The sequence below is a fragment of the Streptomyces sp. NPDC048192 genome (assembly GCF_043202415.1).
In the GTDB taxonomy this organism is placed as follows: domain Bacteria; phylum Actinomycetota; class Actinomycetes; order Streptomycetales; family Streptomycetaceae; genus Streptomyces.
On record NZ_JBIDAL010000009.1, the window covers coordinates 429,842 to 450,335 of the forward strand.

Below are 20,494 nucleotides of genomic sequence, written 5' to 3' on the forward strand. Positions count from 1 at the left end.
GAGAATTCCACCCCAGGACCGGGTTAACGCATTCATAAGCGCTATATAAACAACACCCGGCATGATCAAAGGAATTGCAGGGAACCCGCTCACAGGATTGCGGAATCACCGGAATTCGGGCCGCCCTTGAGAGGTTTCCCACATCACATCGTCATCACAAAGCCGCTGTTTCGACCGGGACCACACCTCACTCGCTGTAACGTCGATTGGGTGCGTACCGAACGAAACCTCACCCGGCGTCTGGACCGGGTGTTCGCCAGACTCGACCGTGAGCCGGAACGACCGGCCCACATCGATGTGCCGAGGATGAGCCGGCACCGGGTCGTGCTGTTCACCGCGACCCTGGCTTTCTACCTCGCGATCGTGTGGGCCGTGGTCATCACGTCCTGGCTGGTCCGGCTCGACTGGCAGGTCATGTTCTTCCGGCCGTACCAGCAGTGGCCGCAGATCCACGCCTTCCTCGACTACTACGTGGTGCTCGGCCAGCGCGGCCCCACCGCGGTGATGGTCGCGGCCTGGCTCGGCTGGCGCTCCTGGCGGCAGCACACGCTGCGCCCGCTGCTCACCCTGGCCACCTCCCTGCTGCTGCTGAACATCACGGTCGGCGCCGCCAAGTACGGCATGGGGCGCCTCGGTCCGCACTACGCGACCGTGATCGGCTCGAACGAGATGGGCCTGGGCGGCGATATATTCCCCAGCGGCCACACCGCCAACGCGGTCGTGACCTGGGGCATCCTGGCCTATCTGGCCTCCACCCCGCGAGCGCGCCGCTGGCTGTCGGCGCTGTCCGCGATCACCTCGCTCGGCGTCGGCCTCACCACCGTCTACCTCGGTACGCACTGGCTGAGCGACGTGCTGCTGGGCTGGGCCGCCGGCCTGCTGATCCTGCTCGCCCTGCCGTGGTTCGAGCCGCTGATCGCCCGGGCCGAGGTGTGGCTGTTCGACCTGCGCGACCGCTGGCGCGCCCGCCGCAGCCGGCCCGTGCCCGAACCGGCCGTCCCCGTCACCCCGGTGGTGCTCAGACCGCGCGGCGCGCCGGCGGAGCAGCCCGCCCCGGTCCGCGAACCGGTCGCCTCGGCCCGCGCCGCCAGGGCCCCGGCGCATCTGGCTCCGGGACCGCACACGTCCCGCGCGGAGCGCACCCCGGTCACCCCGGCCGGCAGCCGCCGCCCCCCGCACACCGACCACCGCCTGCCCCGCGGCACGGGCCAGCCGGCCCGCCCGCTGACGGGCGGCTGACCCCGGCCGGCAGCGGGCCCGGTACGCACGACGGCCCGCGCACACGGCGAAGGCCCCGCTCCCGGAAGAGGGAGACGGGGCCTTCGCCATGTGCGCGGGGTGTCCGGGGTGTCCGGTGGCGGCCCTCAGCCCTTCCAGGCGCGGGCCACCACGCCGTCCCGCACCTCGAAGTTCAGCCGCCCCACCCGGTACTCCATGGTGATGATCGCGCCCGGCGGCAGCGACCGCACCGTCGACCAGCCCCGTTGCCGGGCGAGCCGCTCGGCGTTCTCGGCATCCAGGCCGACGTACCCTTCCGGACTGTCCTGGGGCTCCGCTGGCGGAGTGGGAATCGATGCCATGCCGCCACGCTACCGCGCAGCGCGAGGTAAGAGCCGTATCCGGCTCCCGTCACACTTCTGTCACAGCTTCCCGGCCTTCGATTCCCTCGAACCCGGTCACACGTACGGGGGTTTCCGGGCGGCCCGCTGCGGTTATCGGACAGAATTCACGCACGCCCGGGCGACCCGCCGAATTGCCCCGCGGAAAGCCCGGCGAGCCCGCCGCGGACGGGACCGTGTGTGCGATTACCCGCGAATCCGCCAGTGATGCCGGGGCAACTGACGCGGCATAGGAATTTTCACGGATTCAGCACATCTGCGCGTGCGCCCCGTGCCGCAGGGCGCCCCGGCACAGGCGGTGCGCGAGTCGGCCGGCACGCGGCCGAGTCCGCCGAGTCCGTCGGGGAACGCGAAACAGCCCCTGCCCTCGAGGAGCAGCGGCTGTTTCGGGCGGGTGCGCGTCGGTCAGAGCGCGAGGCGCTGGCCGGGCACGATCAGGTTCGGGTCGTCGCCGATGACCTTCTTGTTGGCGGCGTAGATCCGCTGCCAGGTGGTGCCGTGCCGGGCGGCGATGGTGCTCAGGGTGTCGCCCTCGCGGACGGTGTAGTCACCCGTGCCGCGGGACTCGCTGCGGTTGGTGTGGCCGGTCGGACGCTGCGGGGTCTTCGCCGGGGCGGACTTCGTCGTCACGCTGCCCTTGTCGGCGCTGCCACCGGTGGTCGCGGCCGCCGGGGCCGCGCCGGAGGCTCCGGCGCGGGCCGAGCAGACCGGCCAGGCGCCCCAGCCCTGGGCCTGCTGGACCTTGCCGGCGACGGCGATCTGCGCCTGGCGGGAGGCCTGGTCGGCCGTCGGGGCGTAGGCGGTGCCGCCGTACGCGCGCCAGGTGCCGGCGGAGAACTGGAGCCCGCCGTAGTAGCCGTTGCCGGTGTTGATGTGCCAGTTGCCGCCGCTCTCGCACTGGGCGATGCGGTCCCACACTCCGTCGTCCGCCGCGGCGGCGTTGCCGGTGGCGGCGAGCAGTCCCAGCGGGGCGAGCAGCGCGGCTCCGGCCAGCGCGGCGGTCGTACGGCCCTTGCGGGTGCCCTCGGGACGGGCGGTGCTGCGGGTGGTATCGGCACACTCGGACATGTAATTCCCTCTCCACGAACCCGGGCTCCCCCAGGCGGAGCACGCCTCGCCGCGCAGGACCGCGGTTCGTCGTGCCCGCCCCGTCCGCGTGACCGGTGCCGGCGATGGTGCTGTGCCGGTGCCGGGCGTCGGACGTGCCCGAGCGGTGCTCGTTGCACACGGCGGAGGAATGTAGGGAGGACGAGCCGCCGGAATCAACCAACGCCCCGTCATGCGAGGCCAGTTGCCCGTTACCACCGGTATCGGCGATTTTCAGCCACCCACTACATTCCCCGATTTCCTGATTTGTCGACCGACGGCGGCAGGGGTCTGTGACTCACTTCACCTCTTCAAGTTCCTTGACAGGGCGACGAGTTGACCGTGAGTAGCGAATTCCGGAGTTCCGGTGACCGTGTGCGCCGGTTGGTTCGAACAGGTCGCCCGCGGGGCGTGACTCCCACCACAGGACGTCCGTTGTCTTCTTCATGAGCCCGGAACCCCGGGACTCAGCGGCCGGGAGCCACCCGGCCGACCCAGCGCCACATCCCGAGGGAGCCACCGTGCCGCGCATGCTCGACGTCAGCGACGCCGTACGCGCCGAGATCGGCGACGAAGAGGCCGACCGGCTGCTCGCCGGAGAGAACGCCCCGGGCAGTTACGACTGCACGTCCTGCCGCACCCCGGGCGACTCCGAGCAGGAGCGCACCAGCACCGTTCTGTTCGTCGGCGACGAGACCGCCGTCCTCGCCTTCGCCCACGCCAGCTGCCTGCCCTCGCAGGTCGTCCAGGTCACCGAGGAGCAGTTGCAGGGCGCCGTCCGCTCCATCGGCGGCGTCGCCGACGGCTCGGGCTCCGCCGCCGCGGCCGAGCCGCAGCGGGCCGTGCCCGAGCAGGCGGTGCTCGGCGTGACCAGCGGACTCGTCCTGATCGAGGGCGAGTTGCACCCCGCGCTCGTCGTCGAGCCGACCTCCCCGATCGTCAGGCCCGGCTCCACCGGTCCCGGCGACGAGTTCCTCGCGCTGCTCATCGAGCAGGGGTTCATGCCGGTGACCGGGCTCACCTCGGTGCCGCCGGTGCTGCACGGCTGGTCGGTGCTGCTCGCCGTCGGGCAGCTGCACGCGGTGCTCCAGCCCTCGGCGCACGGGGGCCAACCGGTCGCCTGGTGGCAGGCGCACCAGCCGCTGCAGGTGACGGACAGCTGGCGGGCCGCCGCCAACAAGCACCAGCAGGTGCTGCTGTTCGCGGCGCCGGTGGGGTCGATCGGGCGCCAGCCGCGGGAGGATCTGCTGCGGGAGTCCCTCGACAAGGCGGCGGCGAACGGAAGGCTGGTGGCGGCGGCGCTGCCTCTCGCGGGCACGTGAGTCCTTCCGCCCGGACACCCGGGCGGCCGGGGCGCGCGTCCACCCGGCCCCGCGCCCCTGGAAAGTAACAGAACCGCATCTCTTCGGGGATCCGCTCGTTTGGACATACGTGCACGCATACGACACCTCCCCGCCCCGCCGGTCCGCCTACGTCTCTGTTCCCTCCGCCCGGTTGGCGCAGGACGGGGGTGGTGGAGGCTCGGCCACGCCGATCTACGACTCGCTCTACGCCGAGTGGGTCAAGAGCTTCCGCACGCTGCCGGGCGACCGCAGCGGGGAGGAGGGGCTGAGGTTCTGCCCGTTCGGGCACCTCCCGGACCGCACGGGGGGCTACGGCGGGCATCGGGCGGGCTCGTTCAGCAGCTCGTACAGCGCCTACAGCGCGGGGGCCTACAGCGCGCGGCAGCAGTCCCCGTCGCAGTGGCAGCGGGTCGGCACGCTGGGGCGGCAGCAGGACACCGGGATGCAGCACGTCCCGGCGGCGCTGCCGCCGGGACCGCGCCGGGGCGCGTGACCGGCACACGGCGTGAAGGGCGGCACCCGGAGGACCGGGGGCCGCCCTTCACGCCGTACCGGCGTCACTTCTTCTTCGCGCCGCGCTTCTCGCGGACCCGCACCGAGATGTGGATCGGGGTGCCCTCGAAGCCGAACTCCTCGCGCAGGCGGCGCTCGATGAAGCGCCGGTAGCCCGCCTCGATGAAGCCGGACGCGAACAGGACGAACCGCGGGGGCTTGGTGCCGGCCTGGGTGCCGAAGAGGATGCGCGGCTGCTTGCCGCCCCGGATCGGGTGCGGGTGGGCGGAGACCAGCTCTCCGAGGAAGGCGTTGAGCCGGCCGGTGGGGACGCGGGTCTCCCAGCCGGCGAGGGCGGTCTCGATCGCCGGGACCAGCTTCTCCATGTGCCGGCCGGTGCGCGCCGAGACGTTCACCCGCGGGGCCCAGGAGACCTGGCCCAGCTCGGTCTCGATCTCCCGTTCCAGGTAGTAGCGGCGCTCCTCGTCGAGGGTGTCCCACTTGTTGTAGGCGATGACCAGCGCGCGGCCCGCCTCGACGGCCATCGTGACGATCCGCTGGTCCTGCACCGAGATGGACTCGGAGGCGTCGATCAGGACGACCGCGACCTCGGCCTTCTCCACGGCGGCGGCCGTGCGCAGGGAGGCGTAGTAGTCGGCGCCCTGCTGGAGGTGGACACGCTTGCGGATGCCGGCGGTGTCCACGAACTTCCACGTCGTGCCGCCGAGTTCGATCATCTCGTCGACCGGGTCGCGGGTGGTGCCCGCCAGTTCGTTGACGACGACGCGCTCCTCGCCGGCCACCTTGTTCAGCAGCGAGGACTTGCCGACGTTCGGCCGGCCGATCAGGGCGATGCGGCGCGGGCCGCCGATGCCGCTGCCGCCGAAGGTCTCGCGCGGCGCGTCCGGCAGCACCTCCAGGACGGCGTCGAGCATGTCGCCGGTGCCGCGGCCGTGCAGCGCGGAGACGGGGTGCGGCTCGCCGAGGCCGAGGCTCCACAGGTAGGCCGCGTCGGCCTCGCCGCTCGGCCCGTCGACCTTGTTGGCGCACAGCACGACCGGCTTGCCGGCCTTGCGCAGCAGCCGGACGACCGCCTCGTCGGTGTCGGTCGCGCCGACCTTGGCGTCCACGACGAAGACGACGGCGTCGGCCGCCTCGATCGCGTACTCGGCCTGCGCGGCCACGGAGGCGTCGATGCCGAGGACGTCCTGCTCCCAGCCGCCGGTGTCGACGACCTTGAAGCGACGGCCGGCCCACTCGGCCTCGTAGGTGACGCGGTCGCGGGTGACGCCCGGCCGGTCCTCGACGACCGCCTCGCGGCGGCCGATGATCCGGTTGACCAGGGTCGACTTGCCGACATTGGGGCGGCCGACGACGGCGAGCACGGGCAGCGGGCCGTGGCCCGCCGCCTCGATGGCGCCCTCGACGTCCTCGATGTCGAAGCCCTCTTCCGCGGCGAGCTCCATGAACTCCGCGTACTCGGCGTCGCCGAGAGCCCCGTGGTCGTACTCGTGCTCAGCCGAGTCGCCGGGCTGGATGTCGTCGTTCATGAAGTCCGTACCTCGTTGTTCATTCGTGGTGATCGGTGGAGAAGCCCCGCTTGGGCTGATCCACTACTCAAGTGTCGCCCGGCGCCCGGTGAGGCGCCTGGCGTTTTCCAGGTGGCTGGTGAGCTGCTTCTGGATGCGCTCGGTCGCCTCGTCCAGCGCCGCGCGCGTACGCCGCCCGCTGCCGTCTCCCGCGTCGAAAGGGTCGCCGAAGACGACGTCGATGCGCGAGCGCAGCGGGGGCAGCGCCTTTGTCAACCGTCCGGGCCGCTCCGCGCTTCCCAGGACCGCGACGGGCACGATCGGCGCCCCGCTGCGGACCGCGAAGTAGGCGAGCCCGGCGCGCAGGGAAGCGAAGTCGCCCTCGCCCCGGGTGCCCTCCGGGAAGATGCCCAGCACTCCCCCGGCCTGGAGCACGCCGAGGGCCTGGCTGATCGCGGCGCGGTCGGCGGACGAGCGGTCCACCTTCAGCTGGCCGATGCCGGTCAGGAAGGGGTCGAGGGGGCCGACGAACGCCTCCTTCTTGATCAGGAAGTGCGTCGGCCGGGGCGCCACGCCCATGACCATCGGGCCGTCGATGTTGTGGGAGTGGTTGACGGCGAAGATCACCGGGCCGGTGGCGGGCACCTTCCAGGTGCCGAGCACGCGTGGCCGGAACAGCCCGTGCATCAGGCCGACGCCGATGCGCCGCCCGACCTCGGCGCCCCTGGCGGACGGCAGGCTCACTTCCCGGCCCGCTTCTCCTCGACCAGGGTGACGACGCACTCGATGACCTGGGCGAGGGTGAGCTCGGTGGTGTCCACCTCGACCGCGTCGTCGGCCTTGGCGAGGGGCGAGGTCTTGCGGGAGGAGTCGGCCGCGTCCCGCTTGATCAGCGCCTCACGGGTGGCGTGCAGGTCGGCACCCTTCAGTTCGCCGCTGCGGCGGGCCGCACGGGCCTCCGGGGAGGCGGTGAGGAAGATCTTCAGGTCGGCGTCCGGCAGGACCGTCGTACCGATGTCCCGGCCCTCGACCACGATGCCGCGGGCGGCACCGGCGGCGATCGAGCGCTGCAGCTCGGTGATCCGGGAGCGCACCTCGGGCACCGCGCTGACCGCGCTGACCTTGGAGGTGACCTCCTGGGTGCGGATCGGGCCGGCCACGTCGACGCCGTCGACCGTGATGGTGGGGTCGGCCGGGTCGGTGCCGGAGACGATCTCCGGCTTGCCCGCGACGGCGGCGACGGCGGAGGGGTCCTCCAGGTCGATGCCGTTGTTCACCATCCACCAGGTGATCGCCCGGTACTGGGCGCCGGTGTCCAGGTAGCTCAGGCCGAGCTGTGCGGCGACGGCCTTCGACGTGCTCGACTTGCCCGTGCCGGAGGGACCGTCGATCGCGACGATCACGGGCTTGGCGGACGGGGCGGCGCCGTTTTCCACGGAGGGACACCTTCCTGGTGCGGTGCGGGCGGGTGCGAGAGGGCGAGAGCGCCCTGCACAAGGTTACTGGGTACGGGTCACTCGTCCGGACGCGTGCGCCCGCGGCGCCGGGCGCCCTACTGCCGCAGCGCCCAGCCCCGCTCCCGCAGCGCCTCCGTCAGCACCGGCGCCGCCTTCGGCTCGACCATGAGCTGCACCAGGCCCGCCTGCTGCCCGGTGGCGTGCTCGATCCGCACGTCCTCGATGTTGACCCCGGCCCGTCCCGCGTCGGCGAAGATGCGGGCCAGCTGGCCGGGCTGGTCGTCGATGAGGACGGCGACGGTCTCGTACACGCGCGGCGCCGACCCGTGCTTGCCGGGTACCCGCACCTGGCCCGCGTTCCCGCGGCGCAGCACGTCCTCGATGCCGGCGCTGCCCTCGCGCCGCTTGGCCTCGTCGGAGGACTGCAGGGCGCGCAGGGCCTCGACGGTCTCGCCGAGGTCGGCGGCGACGTCGGAGAGCAGGTCGGCGACCGGGCCCGGGTTCGCGGAGAGGATGTCGATCCACATGCGCGGGTCGGAGGCGGCGATCCGGGTCACGTCCCGGATGCCCTGCCCGCACAGCCGTACGGCGGCCTCCTCGGCGTGCTCCAGGCGGGCCGCGACCATGCTGGACACCAGGTGGGGCATGTGGGAGACGAGGGCGACGGCGCGGTCGTGGGCGTCGGAGTCCATGACGACCGGCACTGCCCTGCAGTGCGAGACCAGCTCCAGGGCCAGGTTCAGCACCTCGGTGTCGGTGTCCCGGGTCGGGGTGAGCACCCAGGGGCGGCCCTCGAAGAGGTCGCCGGTCGCGGCCAGCGGGCCGGACTTCTCCCGCCCGGACATGGGGTGGGTGCCGATGTACGCCGACAGGTCCAGGCCGAGCGCCTCCAGCTCCCGGCGCGGGCCGCCCTTGACGCTGGCCACGTCGGCGTAGCCGCGGGCCACGCCCCGGCGCATGGCGTCGGCGAGGACGCCGGCCACATGGGCGGGCGGGGCGGCCACGATCGCCAGGTCGACCGGGCCCCCGGGCGCCTCGGCGGTGCCGGCGCCCAGCGCTGCGGCCGTGCGGGCCTGCTCGGGGTCGTGGTCGGCGAGGTGGACGGTGACCCCGCGCTGCGTCAGGGCCAGGGCGGCGGAGGTGCCGATCAGGCCGGTGCCGATGACGAGGGCGGTTCTCACTGGGCGATGTCCTTGCGCAGGGCGGCCGCGGCGCCCAGGTAGACGTGGTTGATCTCGGATCGGGGCCGGTCCGACTCGATGTGCGCGAGGAGCCGTACGACGCGGGGCATGGCGCCCTCGATGTCCAGTTCCTGGGCGCAGATCAGGGGGACGTCGACGATGCCGAGCTTGCGGGCGGCGGCCGCCGGGAAGTCGCTGTGCAGGTCGGGGGTGGCGGTGAACCAGATGCTGATCAGGTCGTCGTGGCTCAGCCCGTTCCGCTCCAGGACGGCGGTGATCAGGGCGCCGACCTGCTCGTCCATGTGCCCGGCCTCGTCCCGTTCGAGTTGGACGGCCCCCCGGACCGCTCGTACCGCCACGGCGCTGCTCCCCTGCTGACATGCGGATCTGTTCCTGGTCCGTCAAGCGTAGTCAGCCCGCGCGCCCGAGATGCGCGGCGCCCGATCGCTGAGACGATACGGAGAGTCCTTTGCATCGATTTCTGCAGATGTCGACAGATGTACGGAGGCGGCAGTGACCGAGGACGTGAGGCGGCGCACGGTTCTGGTGACGGGTGCGGCGGTGGCGCTCGCCGTGCCCGTCGCGGCATGCGGCAGCAACAAGAGCGGCGGCGGCAGCACCAGCACCACGGAGAGCGGCAGCGGCGTCAAGAGCGGCGGGGACCTGGGGAAGACCAGTGACATCCCGGAGGGCGGCGGCAAGGTCTTCAAGGACCAGAAGGTGGTCGTCACCCAGCCGAAGAAGGGCGACTTCAAGGCCTTCTCGGCGATCTGCACCCACCAGGGCTGCACGGTGAACAGGGTCGCCGACGGCACGATCGACTGCCCCTGCCACGGCAGCAGGTTCCGCATCGCCGACGGCTCGGTGGCGCACGGCCCGGCGACCCGTCCGCTCCCGCCGAAGTCGATCAAGGTGCAGGGAAATTCGATCAAACTGACGTGAGGGGGCGTCGTACGCTCCCGGCATGCACCCCGAGACCCTGGTACGCGACCACACCGTCTACGCCTGTGTCATGGGGTCCCGGGCCTTTGGTCTGGCGACGGACGCGAGCGACACCGACCGGCGGGGTGTGTTCCTCGCCCCCACCGCCCTGTTCTGGCGGTTCGATAAGCCGCCGACGCATGTGGAGGGGCCGGGCGAGGAGCGGTTCTCCTGGGAGCTGGAGCGGTTCTGCGCGCTGGCGCTGCGCGGCAACCCGAACATCCTGGAGTGCCTGCACTCCCCGCTGGTGGAGCACGTGGACGACACCGGCCGGGAACTGCTGTCCCTGCGCGGCGCCTTCCTCTCCCGCCGGGCCCACGACACCTTCACCCGGTACGCCCTCGGCCAGCGCCGGAAGCTGGACGCCGACGTCCGCACCACCGGCGCCCCGCGCTGGAAGCACGCCATGCATCTGCTGCGCCTGCTGATGAGCGCCCGCGACCTGCTGCGCACCGGCGAGCTGCGGATCGACGTCGGCGACCAGCGCGAGCCGCTGCTCGCGGTGAAGCGGGGCGAGCTCTCCTGGGCCGGGGTGGAGGCGTGGATGGCCCGGCTCGGCGCGGAGACGGAGCAGGCCCTCGCCCGCAGCCCCCTCCCGCCCGAGCCGGACGAGGCCCGTGTGGCCGACTTCCTGTTCCGCACCCGCCGGGCCTCGGCGCTCCGGACGGCGCCGCCCGGGCTCTAGACGTACGGCGGAACACCCCGGCGCCGCGCGGTCGGCAGCTCTCCCCCTCGGCGCCGGCGGTCAGCTCTCCAGGCGGACCCGGACCACGAAGTCGTGCAGGGCGTCGTGGGCACCGGGCGCGTCCGGCAGGGACGAGGCGGCCTGCGCCTCGTCGAGCACGGCGTGCAGGCGCTCCACGTCGGCCTCCACGCGCGCGTGGTCGACGTCGGCGGCCCCGTGCTCCCGTTCGCGCTTGGCGGCTATCAGTTCGGGCACGTACGCGGGAGCGCCGACCGTGTCCAGCAGGGTGGGCAGATGGGCCTGCACCTCGCCGCTGCGCATGAGGTGGATGCCGGTGAGCAGCACCCGGAACGTGTAGAGCAGCGGCTTGAGTTCGCCGGTCTTCTCGAACAGCCGCCACTGGGTCACCGCGAATCCGCGGTAGTGGTGGGCGTGGTGGCTGGTGAGGACGCCGGGGGCGAGTGCGGTCAGTTCCCGGTGCGCCTCACCGGTGTGCACGACCAGCGGCGACAGCAGCTGCTCCAGCACGTAGCCGTTGCGGCGGAGCAGCAGCCGGACGAACTTGCGCAGGTCGTGGGTGACGAGGTCCAGTTCGACGCCGTAGGCCACCCAGGCCCGGGAGCGGGTCTCCTCCGGCTCGCGCAGCCCGACGAGGTCGGCCGCCGGCAGCAGATGCACGCCGCGCAGGTCCACGTCCGAGTCCTGCGAGGGGAAGCCGTACAGATGGGCTCCGGAGACGGTCGCGAACAGCAGGGGGTCGGGCTGCTCCGCGACCACGGGCCTCAGGTCGATGTCGAGGTCGTCGATCATGGGCCTAAGCGTCCCAGAGCGTTCCCAGCGCCAACAGGTCGCCCCGGTACTCGATCCGTTCCGTCCAGTCGGCGGGCCAGGCCTCCGCGCCCAGCCAGGCGCCCGCGAAGGCGCCGGTGAGGCAGGCGATGGAGTCGGAGTCGCCGGAGGAGCAGGCGGCCCGGCGCAGCGCGGTGACGGGCTCGTCCGGGAACATCAGGAAGCACAGCAGCCCGGTGGCGAAGGCCTCTTCGGCGGTCCAGCCCTCTCCTGTGGCCAGGCACGGGTCGGTCTCCGGGGAGACGCTGCCCACGGCCTGCTGGAGCCGCACGAGGATCTCCAGGCACTCGTCCCAGCCGCGCGCGATGAACTCCTCGGGGCCGGTGTCCTGCGAGCGGGTCCACAGGTCGCCGAGCCAGGCGTGGTGGTAGTGGGTGCGGTGGTCGTAGGCGTACGACCGCAGCCGTCCGACGAGCCCGGCGGGGTCGGCGCCCTGGGCGAGCAGGTGCACGGCGTGGGCGGTGAGGTCGGAGGCGGCCAGGGCGGTCGGGTGGCCGTGGGTCAGCGCGGACTGCAACTGGGCGGCGCCGGCCCGCTGGTCGTCGCTCAGGCCCGGGGCGAGGCCGACGGGGGCGACCCGCATGTTGGCGCCGCAGCCCTTGGAGTCGATCAGGCTCGCTTCCTGCCACGGCAGCCCCTCGGTCCCGAGCACGCTGCACGCGGCCATGCAGGTACGGCCCGGGGCGCGGTTGTTGTCCGGGGAGTGGTACCAGTCCACGAACTCCTCGCGCAGCGGCCGCTCCAGCCGCTTCGGGCCGAGATACCCGCGTTCCATGGCCGTCCGAAGCGCGCGCCCGACGGCGAGGGACATCTGGGTGTCGTCGGAGACGAATGCGCGCTTCGGCAGCTCCATCTCCCGCCAGGGCCCGCACTTGGCGAGGATCTGCGGCACGTCATTGAACTCGGCCGGGAAGCCGAGGGCGTCCCCGAGGGCGAGGCCGAGCAGTGCCCCGGTGGCGGCGCGCTTGGACATAGGATCACCATCCCCCTTTATCGTCATCCTGACCATAAAGGGGGATGGCGCTCGGCCACAAGCGGCTTTACAGGTCGACTTCCTTCATCAGCATGCCGACCTCGGTGTTGGACAGGCGGCGCAGCCAGCCCGACTTCTGGTCGCCGAGGGTGATCGGGCCGAAGGCGGTGCGGACCAGCTTGTCCACCGGGAAGCCGGCCTCCGCCAGCATGCGCCGCACGATGTGCTTGCGGCCCTCGTGCAGGGTGACCTCGACCAGGTAGTTCTTGCCGGTCTGCTCCACGACCCGGAAGTGGTCCGCGCGCGCGTACCCGTCCTCGAGCTGGATGCCGTCCTTCAGGCGCTTGCCGAGGTCCCGCGGGATCGGGCCGACGATGTGCGCGAGATAGGTCTTCTTCACGCCGTACCTGGGGTGGGTGAGCCGGTGCGCCAGCTCGCCGTGGTTGGTGAGCAGGATGACGCCCTCGGTCTCGGTGTCCAGCCGGCCGACGTGGAAGAGCCGCGTCTCACGGTTGGTCACGTAGTCGCCGAGGCACTGGCGGCCCTCCGGGTCCTCCATGGTGGAGACGACACCGGCGGGCTTGTTCAGCGAGAAGAACTGGTACGACTGCGTGGCGACCGTCAGGCCGTCGACCTTGATCTCGTCCTTCTCCGGGTCCACCCGGCGGCCCTGCTCCAGCACGATCTCGCCGTTGACCTCGACCCGCGCCTGCTCGACCAGCTCCTCGCAGGCCCGCCGCGAGCCGTAGCCGGCCCGGGCGAGGACCTTCTGCAGCCGCTCGCCCTCCTGCTCGGCGCCGGGGAAGGTCTTGGGCAGCTGGACGTCCTTCTTGCCGGCGTACCGCTGCCGGTTGCGCTCCTCGACCTGCGCCTCGTACTCGCGCGGGCGCGCCGGGGCCGTACGGCCGCGCTGCTGGGGTTGCTTCGGGCCGCCCTTGGCGCCGCCGCGGGCCGCGCCGCCGCGCCCGGCCTTGGGGCCGTCCTTGGTGGCGCCGGGGCCCACGTCGTAGCGGCGCTCCTCGGGGCGGGGCTTGCGGGGACGGCCCTGCCCCTGCCGCTCGTCCCGGTTGTTGCCGGCGCCGCGGTGGTTACCGCGTCCGCCACTCTTGCCGCTGCCGCTGCTTCGCATCAAAGTTCCGTCTTAGTCGTCTGCGTCCTCGGTGCCGGGCGCGTCGGGCGCGTCCGGGTCGAACGACGGGACTCCCTCCTGGGTCTCGGCCTCGATCGCCTCCGCCTCCGGGAGGAAGGGCGCGAGCTCCGGAAGCTCGTCCAGGCCGCGCAGGCCCATCCGCTCCAGGAAGTAGTTCGTCGTCCTGTACAGGATCGCACCTGTTTCGGGTTCCGTGCCCGCCTCCTCGACCAGACCCCGCTGCAGGAGGGTGCGCATGACCCCGTCGCAGTTCACTCCGCGCACCGCGGAGACACGGCTGCGGCTGACCGGCTGGCGGTAGGCGACCACCGCGAGGGTCTCCAGCGCGGCCTGGGTGAGCCGGGCGGTCTGGCCGTCCAGGACGAGCCGGTCCACGGCGGGCGCGTACTCGGCGCGGGTGTAGAAGCGCCAGCCGCCCGCGACGAACCGCAGCTCGAAGCCGCGCCCCTGCACGGTGTACTCGTCGGCCAGCTCCCGCAGCGCGTCCGCGACCTGCCGTCGCGGCCGCTCCAGCAGCCTCGCCAGGTGCTCCTCGGTCGCGGGCTCGTCCACGACCATGAGCATCGCCTCCAGGGCGGGCTTGAGGCCGAGATCGGCGACGCCGCGCAGCCCCGGGGGCAGCTCGGTGGTCTCGCTCATGCCTTCTTCTCCTCCTCGGGCCGCTCGGGCGGGCGGTCGAACTCGTCGGTGACCATCGGGGCCGTGTCGGCGTCGCCGCCGGTCCAGCGCACGAGCAGCTCCCCGAGCGCGGCCTCCTGCTCCAGGGCGACGGCCTTCTCGCGGTACAGCTCCAGCAGGGCGAGGAACCGGGCCACGACGGTCAGGGTGTCCTCGGTGTCCTCGACCAGCGCCCGGAAGCTGGCCTCGCCCAGCTCCTTCAGCCGGGCCACCACGATCCCGGCCTGCTCCTGCACGCTGACCAGCGGGGCGTGGATGTGGTCGACGTACACCTGCGGCTTCGGCTTGGGCTGCATCGCCTTGACGGCGAGCCTGGCGAACCCCTCGGGGCCGATGCTGATGACCACCTCGGGCAGCAGCTCGGCGTGGTGCGGCTCCAGGCCGACGGTGCGGGGCCGGCGGCGGGCCTCGTCGTCGAGGCGCGCGCTGAAGATGTCCGCGATCCGCTTGTACGCCCGGTACTGCAGCAGCCGCGCGAACAGCAGGTCCCGCGCCTCCAGCAGCGCCAGGTCGGCCTCGTCCTCCACCTCGGCGGCTGGCAGCAGCCGGGCCGCCTTGAGGTCGAGGAGGGTGGCGGCGACGACGAGGAACTCGGTCGTCTGGTCCAGGTCCCAGTCGGGTCCCATGGCCCGGATGTGCGCCATGAACTCGTCGGTGACCTTCGAGAGGGCGACCTCGGTGACGTCCAGCTTGTGCTTGGAGATCAGCTGCAGGAGCAGGTCGAAGGGGCCCTCGAAGTTGGCGAGGCGGACCTTGAAGACACCGCCGGAGGGCGGCTCGTCCCCGGAGGGCGCCGGCTCCGGCTCCGGTACGACGGCCTCGGGAGCCGCCTCTTCGGGTTCCGGTTCCGGTGCGACGGCCTCCGGTTCCACCTCTTCGGGTCCCGGCTCCGGTGCGGCCACCGGTTCGACCCGGGGAGCGCCCGGCCCCCGCCCCAGCGCACGCCGACGGCCGGCGCCGGCGCCGGGGAGGGGATGGTCGTTCGAGGTCATGGCCCCCGCAGGCTACCCCTACCGCCCGCGCAGCCGCCGTACGAGGATGCTCGCGTCCCCGCGGGACTCCAGGTCGGCCAGGACCACGGCCACCGCCTCGCGGACGATCCGCCCGCGGTCGACGGCGAGACCGTGCTCGCCGCGGAGCACGAGACGCGCGTGCTCCAGGTCCATCAGCTCCTCGGCCGACACATAGACCGTGATCTTCTCGTCGTGCCGCTCGCGTCCGCTGGGCCGCCGCGCCGCCGCCCGCCCGCGCTTGCGCGGCTGCGCGGCGACGGCGGGGGCGCCGGAGGCCTCCTGCGCCGGCTGCCGGCGCGCCGGGCGGGTGCGGGACTCGCCGGCCCCGTCCTGCTCGGCCTCCGCCGCGACGTGCTCGGCGCCCTCGCCGTCACCGCCCTGGACCGGCACCGACTGCGGCGCGTCCTCGGCGGCGGCCACGTCGTCGCTCTCCCCCGCCGGCGCCGGCACCCGGGCCTCACCGCCCGCCGGCCGCCGGGGAGTCGACGGCTGAAGCGCCATCCCTCCTGTCGTACGGAAGAGTTCGTCGGCCCCGGGCAGACTCACTCGGCGTGACACCGGGCGAGCACCTCCCTGGCGAGCTGGCGGTAGGCGGCGGCGCCGACGGAGTTGGAGGCGTAGGTGGTGATCGGCTCACCGGCGACCGTGGTCTCCGGGAAGCGGACCGTGCGGCCGATGACCGTGTGGTAGACGTGGTCGTCGAACGCCTCGACCACACGCGCCAGGACCTCACGGCTGTGGACCGTGCGCGAGTCGTACATCGTGGCGAGGATGCCGTCCAGTTCCAGCTCGGGGTTGAGCCGCTCCTGGACCTTCTCGATGGTCTCGGTCAGCAGGGCCACACCGCGCAGGGCGAAGAACTCGCACTCCAGCGGCACGATCACCTTGTGAGCGGCCGTCAGCGCGTTGACCGTGAGCAGGCCGAGCGAGGGCTGGCAGTCGATCACGATGTAGTCGTAGTCGGGCATCAGCGGCTTCAGGGCGCGCTGCAGCGTCGACTCGCGGGCGACCTCGGAGACCAGCTGGACCTCGGCCGCCGACAGGTCGATGTTGGAGGGCAGCAGGTCCATGTTGGGGACCGCCGTCTTCAGCAGGACCTCGTCGGCGGACATGCCCCGCTCCATGAGCAGGTTGTAGACCGTCAGGTCGAGTTCCATCGGGTTGACGCCCAGACCCACCGACAGCGCGCCCTGCGGGTCGAAGTCCACGAGCAGCACGCGCCGGCCGTACTCCGCGAGCGCGGCGCCCAGGTTGATGGTCGACGTGGTCTTGCCGACGCCGCCCTTCTGGTTGCACATCGCGATGATCTTCGCGGGGCCGTGGTCGGTCAGCGGGCCCGGGATCGGGAAGTACGGCAGCGGGCGTCCGGTCGGGCCGATGCGCTCGCGGCGCTGGCGGGCCGCGTCGGGCGCGAGCGTGGCCGCGTACTCGGGATCGGGCTCGTACTCGGCGTCGGGGTCGTAGAAGTGCCCCTCGGGCAGTTCGTCGTAGTCGGCGAAGTGGTTGTGGGGCGCGCCACTTCCGTCGCCGGCCATGGCGTTCACGTGATGGCCATCCATGCTCTGGTGTGCTGTCCCGGCCGCCTGCGGACCGGAACTCTGGTGGGCTGCGAAGGTGCGCACAGCTACGGAGCCGACAGCCTCGAATCCCGCGGGGCCCTGGCCCCGTGCAGGCATTCCTGGTTGACCACCCCCGGGAGAAAATGTCGACTCATTCACAAGTCGTCTTACCTCCTTGGTGACCAGGAAACTTCTAGACAAGGTCAGCGTGGCACCATGCCGACGGTTGGCGACTCTATGGCGTGTCGGCGGTCCGCAGCAACACAATCCGCCGGACCCGGCAGGATGTGTCGGCAATGAAACATCTCGCTGTCAAGGGCGTACGGCCGTCGCACAGCAGGTTTCACCGGTGTACGAATCGGTCGAAGAGTTGCGTTCGAGGCGAGTTGACCAAGAGTCGCCAAGTGACCATACACACATCCGGCCGGACCTTGTCGGGCAAGGTCCGGCCGGGTGCGCGCCGTTGACGAGCCGTGTTGACGAATCGCCTTTCACGCCCTGGCGATTTGGCGACTCGGCAGGTCGGAGGGTCAGCCGAGCAGGGTCTCCAGCTCCACGTGCTCCAGACCGTGCGCCTCGGCGACCTCCTTGTAAACGACCTTGCCGTCATGGGTGTTGAGACCCTTGGCGAGCGCGGCGTCACGGCGCAGCGCCTCGACCCAGCCGTTGTTGGCGAGGGAGACGATGTAGGGCAGCGTCGCGTTGGTGAGGGCGTTGGTGGAGGTGTTGGGCACCGCGCCGGGCATGTTGGCGACGCAGTAGAAGACCGAGTTGTGCACCTGGAAGGTCGGCTCGGCGTGCGTCGTCGGGTGGGAGTCCTCGAAGCAGCCGCCCTGGTCGATCGCGATGTCGACAAGGACACTTCCGGGCTTCATGCGGGCCACCAGCTCGTTGGTGACCAGCTTCGGGGCCTTGGCGCCCGGGATGAGGACCGCGCCGATGACGAGGTCGGCGTCGAGGACGGCCTTCTCCAGCTCGAAGGAGTTGGACATGATCGCCTTGACCTTCGTGCCGAAGATCTTGTCGGCCTCGCGCAGCTTGTTGATGTCGCGGTCGAGCAGGGTCACGTCGAAGCCCATGCCGACGGCGACCTGGGTGGCGTTCCAGCCGGAGACGCCGCCGCCGATGACGACGGCCTTGGCCGGGGTCACGCCGGGGACGCCGCCGGGCAGCACGCCGCGGCCGCCGGCCGCGCGCATCAGGTGGTAGGCGCCGACCTGCGGGGCGAGGCGGCCCGCGACCTCGGACATCGGGGCGAGCAGCGGCAGCGAGCGGTTCGGCAGCTCGACGGTCTCGTAGGCGATGGCGGTGGTGCCGGACTCGATGAGCGCGTCCGTGCACTCCTTGGAGGCGGCCAGGTGCAGGTAGGTGAAGAGGATCTGGTCCTTGCGGAGGCGGTGGTACTCCTCCGCGATGGGCTCCTTGACCTTCAGCAGCAGGTCGGCGGTGGCCCACACCTCGTCGGCGGTGTCGAGGATGGCGGCACCGGCGGAGGTGTACTCCTCGTCCGTGATCGAGGAACCGAGGCCGGCGCCCCGCTCGACGACGACCTGGTGCCCGTTGCGCACCAGCTCGTGCACACCGGCGGGGGTGATGGCCACCCGGAACTCGTTGTTCTTGACCTCGCGGGGGATGCCGACCTTCACGTCGATCACGGTCCTTGGCTCAGAGGGTATGGGGGTGCTTTACAGACGTACCCAGACATGCGGGGGCATACCGGGAGACACCGCAGGAACGTGCGGCAGAGCCAGTTTAATGAAGGTGTTCCGGCTGTCTAGCCTTTCATTGCATTAATCTTGGCTGGATGCACTACGGATTTCGCAGGCGTTAGCGTCCTGTTCCGCGTCTGTCTCGTCCTCCGGGGCCTCCTCGGCCAGCATGCGCTCGGCCGCCACGCGGTGCAGACGGGCGGCGGTGGGGTCGCCGAGGTGCTCGAGGGTGTCGGCGAGCCGGAGCTGGAGCGCCGCGTGCAGGCGTGGTTCGTCGGCGCGCCGCGCGCACTCCACCGCCTCGTGACAGGTGCGCAGCGCCTCCTCGGGCCGCCCCGCCTGCTCGAGCACGCGGGCCAGCTCGCTCAACGCCCGCGCGTGGGCGGCCGTATCGCCGCTCCTGCGGTAGCCGGCGACGGCGGCCCGCCAGTTCCTGAGGGCCTCGTCGTGGCGGCCCGCGTGGGCGTGGGCGGTGGCGATGCGGCCGTAGAGGCGGGCGGCCGGCTCGTGCTCGCCGCGGGCCAGCCGCTCGGCCAGCGCCCGGCCGAACCAGTCGGCGGCCCGGTCGTGGTCCCCCAGTTCCTGGTAGGCGGCACCTACGGATTCCATTGCGCGGCCGGTCGCATACGGGTCATGTGCTCTGCGTCCGGCGTCCAGAGCCGACCGGTACCGTGCCAGCGCCTCGCGGGTACGGCCGGTCCGCGCGTCCACGTCGCCCAGGTTGAGCAGGGCCGCCGCCTGCTCCCGGGCCAGTCCCTGCCGCTCGGCGACGTCCAGGACGAGGCCGTGCACGTCGTACAGGTCGGCGGCCGCGGCCTGGGTGCCCTCGTGCGCCACCATGGCCCTGACCAGCTGGGACATCAGCCGTCTCGCGAGGTTGTCCAGCTCTCCGTCGGCCACCGCGAGCCGCGCGGACGCCAGCAGCGCGGGGCGCCGCACCCGCAGCCAGTCGGCGGCGGCCCTGGGGTTCGGGAAGCGGATCTCGCGGGGCATCGCGTTGAGCTTCTCGCGGGCCTGCGGGCTGTCCGTCTCGGTGATCGCCCGGCAGGCCTGCAGCAGCCGTACCGTGCGCTCCAGCATCCGGGCGCGGGCCAGCTGCAGCTCGGCGGGCCGCTCCTGGGCCTCGGCGCGGGCGCGCAGCAGCGGGTGCAGCCAGCCGGGGACGTCGTACTGGGGCAGCGGGGAGTCCACCGTGCGCAGCAGACCGAGGGCGACGAAGTCGTCCAGGGCGGCGCGGGCGGCGTCCACCGAGCAGCCGGCCAGGGCGGAGGCGGTGTGCGGGTCGACGAGGCCGGCCGGGGCGAGGCAGAGCAGGCGCAGTATCCGGGCGGCCGGGGCGGCCAGGTCGGCGTGGACGTGCCGGAAGAGGCGGGCCGGCGGGGCGGCGTCCGTGCCGTCGTCGGTGTTCAGCCGCTTGGCGAGGTCGGACAGGGCCGCCTGGGGCCGGGCGGCGAGCCAGCCGCCGGCCAGCACCAGGGCGGCGGGGTGGCCCTGGCAGGCCTCGGCCAGGCTCTCGGCGGCCCTCGGGTCGACCGTGATGCGCACGCCGCCGGCGTAGCGGGTGAGGAGTTCCACCGCGGACTTGGTGTCCAGGCCGCCCAGGGTGCAGGGGCGGACGTCGGCGATGCCGGTGAGCGGGCCGGAGGAGACGGCCACCACCAGGCAGTCGGGGGCCTCGGGGAGCAGCGCGTCGACCTGCTCGGCGCCGGCCGCGTCGTCCAGGAGCAGCACCGCGCGCCGGCCGGCGAGGGCGGTGCGCAGCGCCTCGGTCAGGTCGTCCTCGGCGGCGCCGGCGGGGGCCGGCCGCTGCAGCGCGGTGAGCAGGTCGCGGGCGGCGCGCACGAGCGGGACGGGGGTGCCGTCGGGCTCGCTGAGCCGGGTCCGCAGCACCCCGTCGGGGTAACGGTGTGCGACCTGGCGTACGAGTTCCTCGGCGAGGGCGGTGCGGCCGGAGCCGGGGCGGCCCGCGATCAGCAGCACGCGCGCGCGTGGCGCCTTGCGGCCGGAGAGGGTGTCGAGGCCGGCGCGCTCGATGTCGGCGCGCAGCTCCTTCAACTCCCGTACGCGGCCCAGGAAATGGTCGTGCGGGCCGCCCTGCGCCGAGAGCCGTACGCCGCCTGTGTCCACCGCCTGATCCGTCACGGGCCACGCTCCCGTCCCACCTCACGCAAGCTCACCGGATCTTCCGGT

21 protein-coding genes are annotated in these 20,494 nt (G+C 72.4%); 5 read left to right on the forward strand and 16 right to left on the reverse strand.

Annotated elements, in window-relative coordinates; genetic code table 11:
• The first annotated feature begins 210 nt into the window (after positions 1–210).
• On the forward strand, positions 211–1,239 hold the full coding sequence (locus ACGFZN_RS22085) for a phosphatase PAP2 family protein (protein WP_393860168.1): 1,029 nt from the start codon (positions 211–213) through the stop codon (positions 1,237–1,239).
• Positions 1,240–1,364: 125 nt separating this feature from the next.
• Here ACGFZN_RS22085 and ACGFZN_RS22090 read toward each other — a convergent pair whose 3' ends face one another.
• Together ACGFZN_RS22090 and ACGFZN_RS22095 are read right to left on the reverse strand one after the other, a co-directional pair.
• Positions 1,365–1,580, reverse strand: a complete 216-nt coding sequence (locus ACGFZN_RS22090) for an I78 family peptidase inhibitor (RefSeq protein ID WP_330340914.1) — start codon at positions 1,578–1,580, stop codon at positions 1,365–1,367.
• 444 nt (positions 1,581–2,024) lie between these two features.
• The gene (locus tag ACGFZN_RS22095) at positions 2,025–2,687 is read right to left on the reverse strand and encodes a transglycosylase family protein (RefSeq protein WP_393860169.1); all 663 of its coding nucleotides are present in this window, start codon (positions 2,685–2,687) and stop codon (positions 2,025–2,027) included.
• Positions 2,688–3,226: 539 nt separating this feature from the next.
• Here ACGFZN_RS22095 and ACGFZN_RS22100 point away from each other — a divergent pair.
• Positions 3,227–4,027, forward strand: coding sequence for a hypothetical protein (locus tag ACGFZN_RS22100; protein ID WP_393860170.1), 801 nt, complete (start codon positions 3,227–3,229; stop codon positions 4,025–4,027).
• Positions 4,028–4,136: 109 nt separating this feature from the next.
• The gene (locus ACGFZN_RS22105) at positions 4,137–4,541 is read left to right on the forward strand and encodes a hypothetical protein (RefSeq protein WP_393860171.1); all 405 of its coding nucleotides are present in this window, start codon (positions 4,137–4,139) and stop codon (positions 4,539–4,541) included.
• Between the two features lie 64 nt (positions 4,542–4,605).
• On the opposite strand, the gene der is transcribed toward ACGFZN_RS22105, so the two are convergent.
• From der to aroH, 5 genes are all read right to left on the reverse strand, one after another.
• The gene (gene der / locus ACGFZN_RS22110) at positions 4,606–6,090 is read right to left on the reverse strand and encodes a ribosome biogenesis GTPase Der (RefSeq protein ID WP_393860172.1); all 1,485 of its coding nucleotides are present in this window, start codon (positions 6,088–6,090) and stop codon (positions 4,606–4,608) included.
• Between the two features lie 63 nt (positions 6,091–6,153).
• Entirely contained in the window at positions 6,154–6,756 is a 603-nt protein-coding gene (locus tag ACGFZN_RS22115; RefSeq protein ID WP_393860209.1) for a lysophospholipid acyltransferase family protein, read from the reverse strand.
• A gap of 53 nt (positions 6,757–6,809) precedes the next feature.
• Positions 6,810–7,505: a (d)CMP kinase gene (gene cmk, locus ACGFZN_RS22120; protein ID WP_393860173.1), complete on the reverse strand. Its 696-nt coding sequence runs from the start codon at positions 7,503–7,505 to the stop codon at positions 6,810–6,812.
• A 116-nt stretch (positions 7,506–7,621) separates the two neighbouring features.
• Positions 7,622–8,707 carry a prephenate dehydrogenase gene (locus tag ACGFZN_RS22125; protein WP_393860174.1) on the reverse strand — a complete coding sequence of 362 codons (1,086 nt, stop codon included), beginning with the start codon at positions 8,705–8,707 and terminating at the stop codon, positions 7,622–7,624.
• Positions 8,704–9,066 (reverse strand): chorismate mutase, encoded by a 363-nt coding sequence (gene aroH / locus ACGFZN_RS22130; RefSeq protein ID WP_393860175.1) that lies wholly within the window; start codon positions 9,064–9,066, stop codon positions 8,704–8,706. Before aroH ends, ACGFZN_RS22125 begins: the two co-directional genes overlap by 4 nt.
• Positions 9,067–9,220: 154 nt before the next feature.
• Between aroH and ACGFZN_RS22135 the strand changes: the two genes are divergently transcribed.
• Positions 9,221–9,649 (forward strand): Rieske (2Fe-2S) protein, encoded by a 429-nt coding sequence (locus ACGFZN_RS22135; RefSeq protein WP_393860176.1) that lies wholly within the window; start codon positions 9,221–9,223, stop codon positions 9,647–9,649.
• 22 nt (positions 9,650–9,671) lie between these two features.
• Positions 9,672–10,373 (forward strand): DNA polymerase beta superfamily protein, encoded by a 702-nt coding sequence (locus ACGFZN_RS22140; protein ID WP_393860177.1) that lies wholly within the window; start codon positions 9,672–9,674, stop codon positions 10,371–10,373.
• 60 nt (positions 10,374–10,433) lie between these two features.
• Here ACGFZN_RS22140 and ACGFZN_RS22145 read toward each other — a convergent pair whose 3' ends face one another.
• From ACGFZN_RS22145 to ACGFZN_RS22185, 9 genes are all read right to left on the reverse strand, one after another.
• Positions 10,434–11,183, reverse strand: coding sequence for a DNA polymerase beta superfamily protein (locus tag ACGFZN_RS22145; RefSeq protein ID WP_393860178.1), 750 nt, complete (start codon positions 11,181–11,183; stop codon positions 10,434–10,436).
• Positions 11,184–11,187: 4 nt separating this feature from the next.
• Entirely contained in the window at positions 11,188–12,195 is a 1,008-nt protein-coding gene (locus ACGFZN_RS22150) for an ADP-ribosylglycohydrolase family protein (RefSeq protein WP_393860179.1), read from the reverse strand.
• Between the two features lie 67 nt (positions 12,196–12,262).
• Positions 12,263–13,324 (reverse strand): pseudouridine synthase, encoded by a 1,062-nt coding sequence (locus ACGFZN_RS22155; RefSeq protein WP_393860180.1) that lies wholly within the window; start codon positions 13,322–13,324, stop codon positions 12,263–12,265.
• Positions 13,325–13,336: 12 nt separating this feature from the next.
• Entirely contained in the window at positions 13,337–13,984 is a 648-nt protein-coding gene (gene scpB / locus ACGFZN_RS22160; protein ID WP_393860181.1) for an SMC-Scp complex subunit ScpB, read from the reverse strand.
• A complete protein-coding gene (locus ACGFZN_RS22165; protein ID WP_393860182.1) occupies positions 13,981–15,015 on the reverse strand; it encodes a segregation and condensation protein A in 1,035 nt (344 codons plus the stop codon). The genes scpB and ACGFZN_RS22165 overlap by 4 nt, the downstream gene beginning before the upstream one ends.
• 18 nt (positions 15,016–15,033) lie before the next feature.
• Positions 15,034–15,594, reverse strand: coding sequence for a hypothetical protein (locus ACGFZN_RS22170; protein WP_393860183.1), 561 nt, complete (start codon positions 15,592–15,594; stop codon positions 15,034–15,036).
• Positions 15,579–16,712, reverse strand: coding sequence for a ParA family protein (locus tag ACGFZN_RS22175; RefSeq protein WP_330340898.1), 1,134 nt, complete (start codon positions 16,710–16,712; stop codon positions 15,579–15,581). Before ACGFZN_RS22175 ends, ACGFZN_RS22170 begins: the two co-directional genes overlap by 16 nt.
• A 413-nt stretch (positions 16,713–17,125) precedes the next feature.
• The gene (ald, locus tag ACGFZN_RS22180) at positions 17,126–18,241 is read right to left on the reverse strand and encodes an alanine dehydrogenase (protein WP_393860210.1); all 1,116 of its coding nucleotides are present in this window, start codon (positions 18,239–18,241) and stop codon (positions 17,126–17,128) included.
• A gap of 144 nt (positions 18,242–18,385) precedes the next feature.
• Positions 18,386–20,446: a tetratricopeptide repeat protein gene (locus ACGFZN_RS22185; protein WP_393860184.1), complete on the reverse strand. Its 2,061-nt coding sequence runs from the start codon at positions 20,444–20,446 to the stop codon at positions 18,386–18,388.
• Between the last annotated feature and the right edge of the window lie 48 nt (positions 20,447–20,494).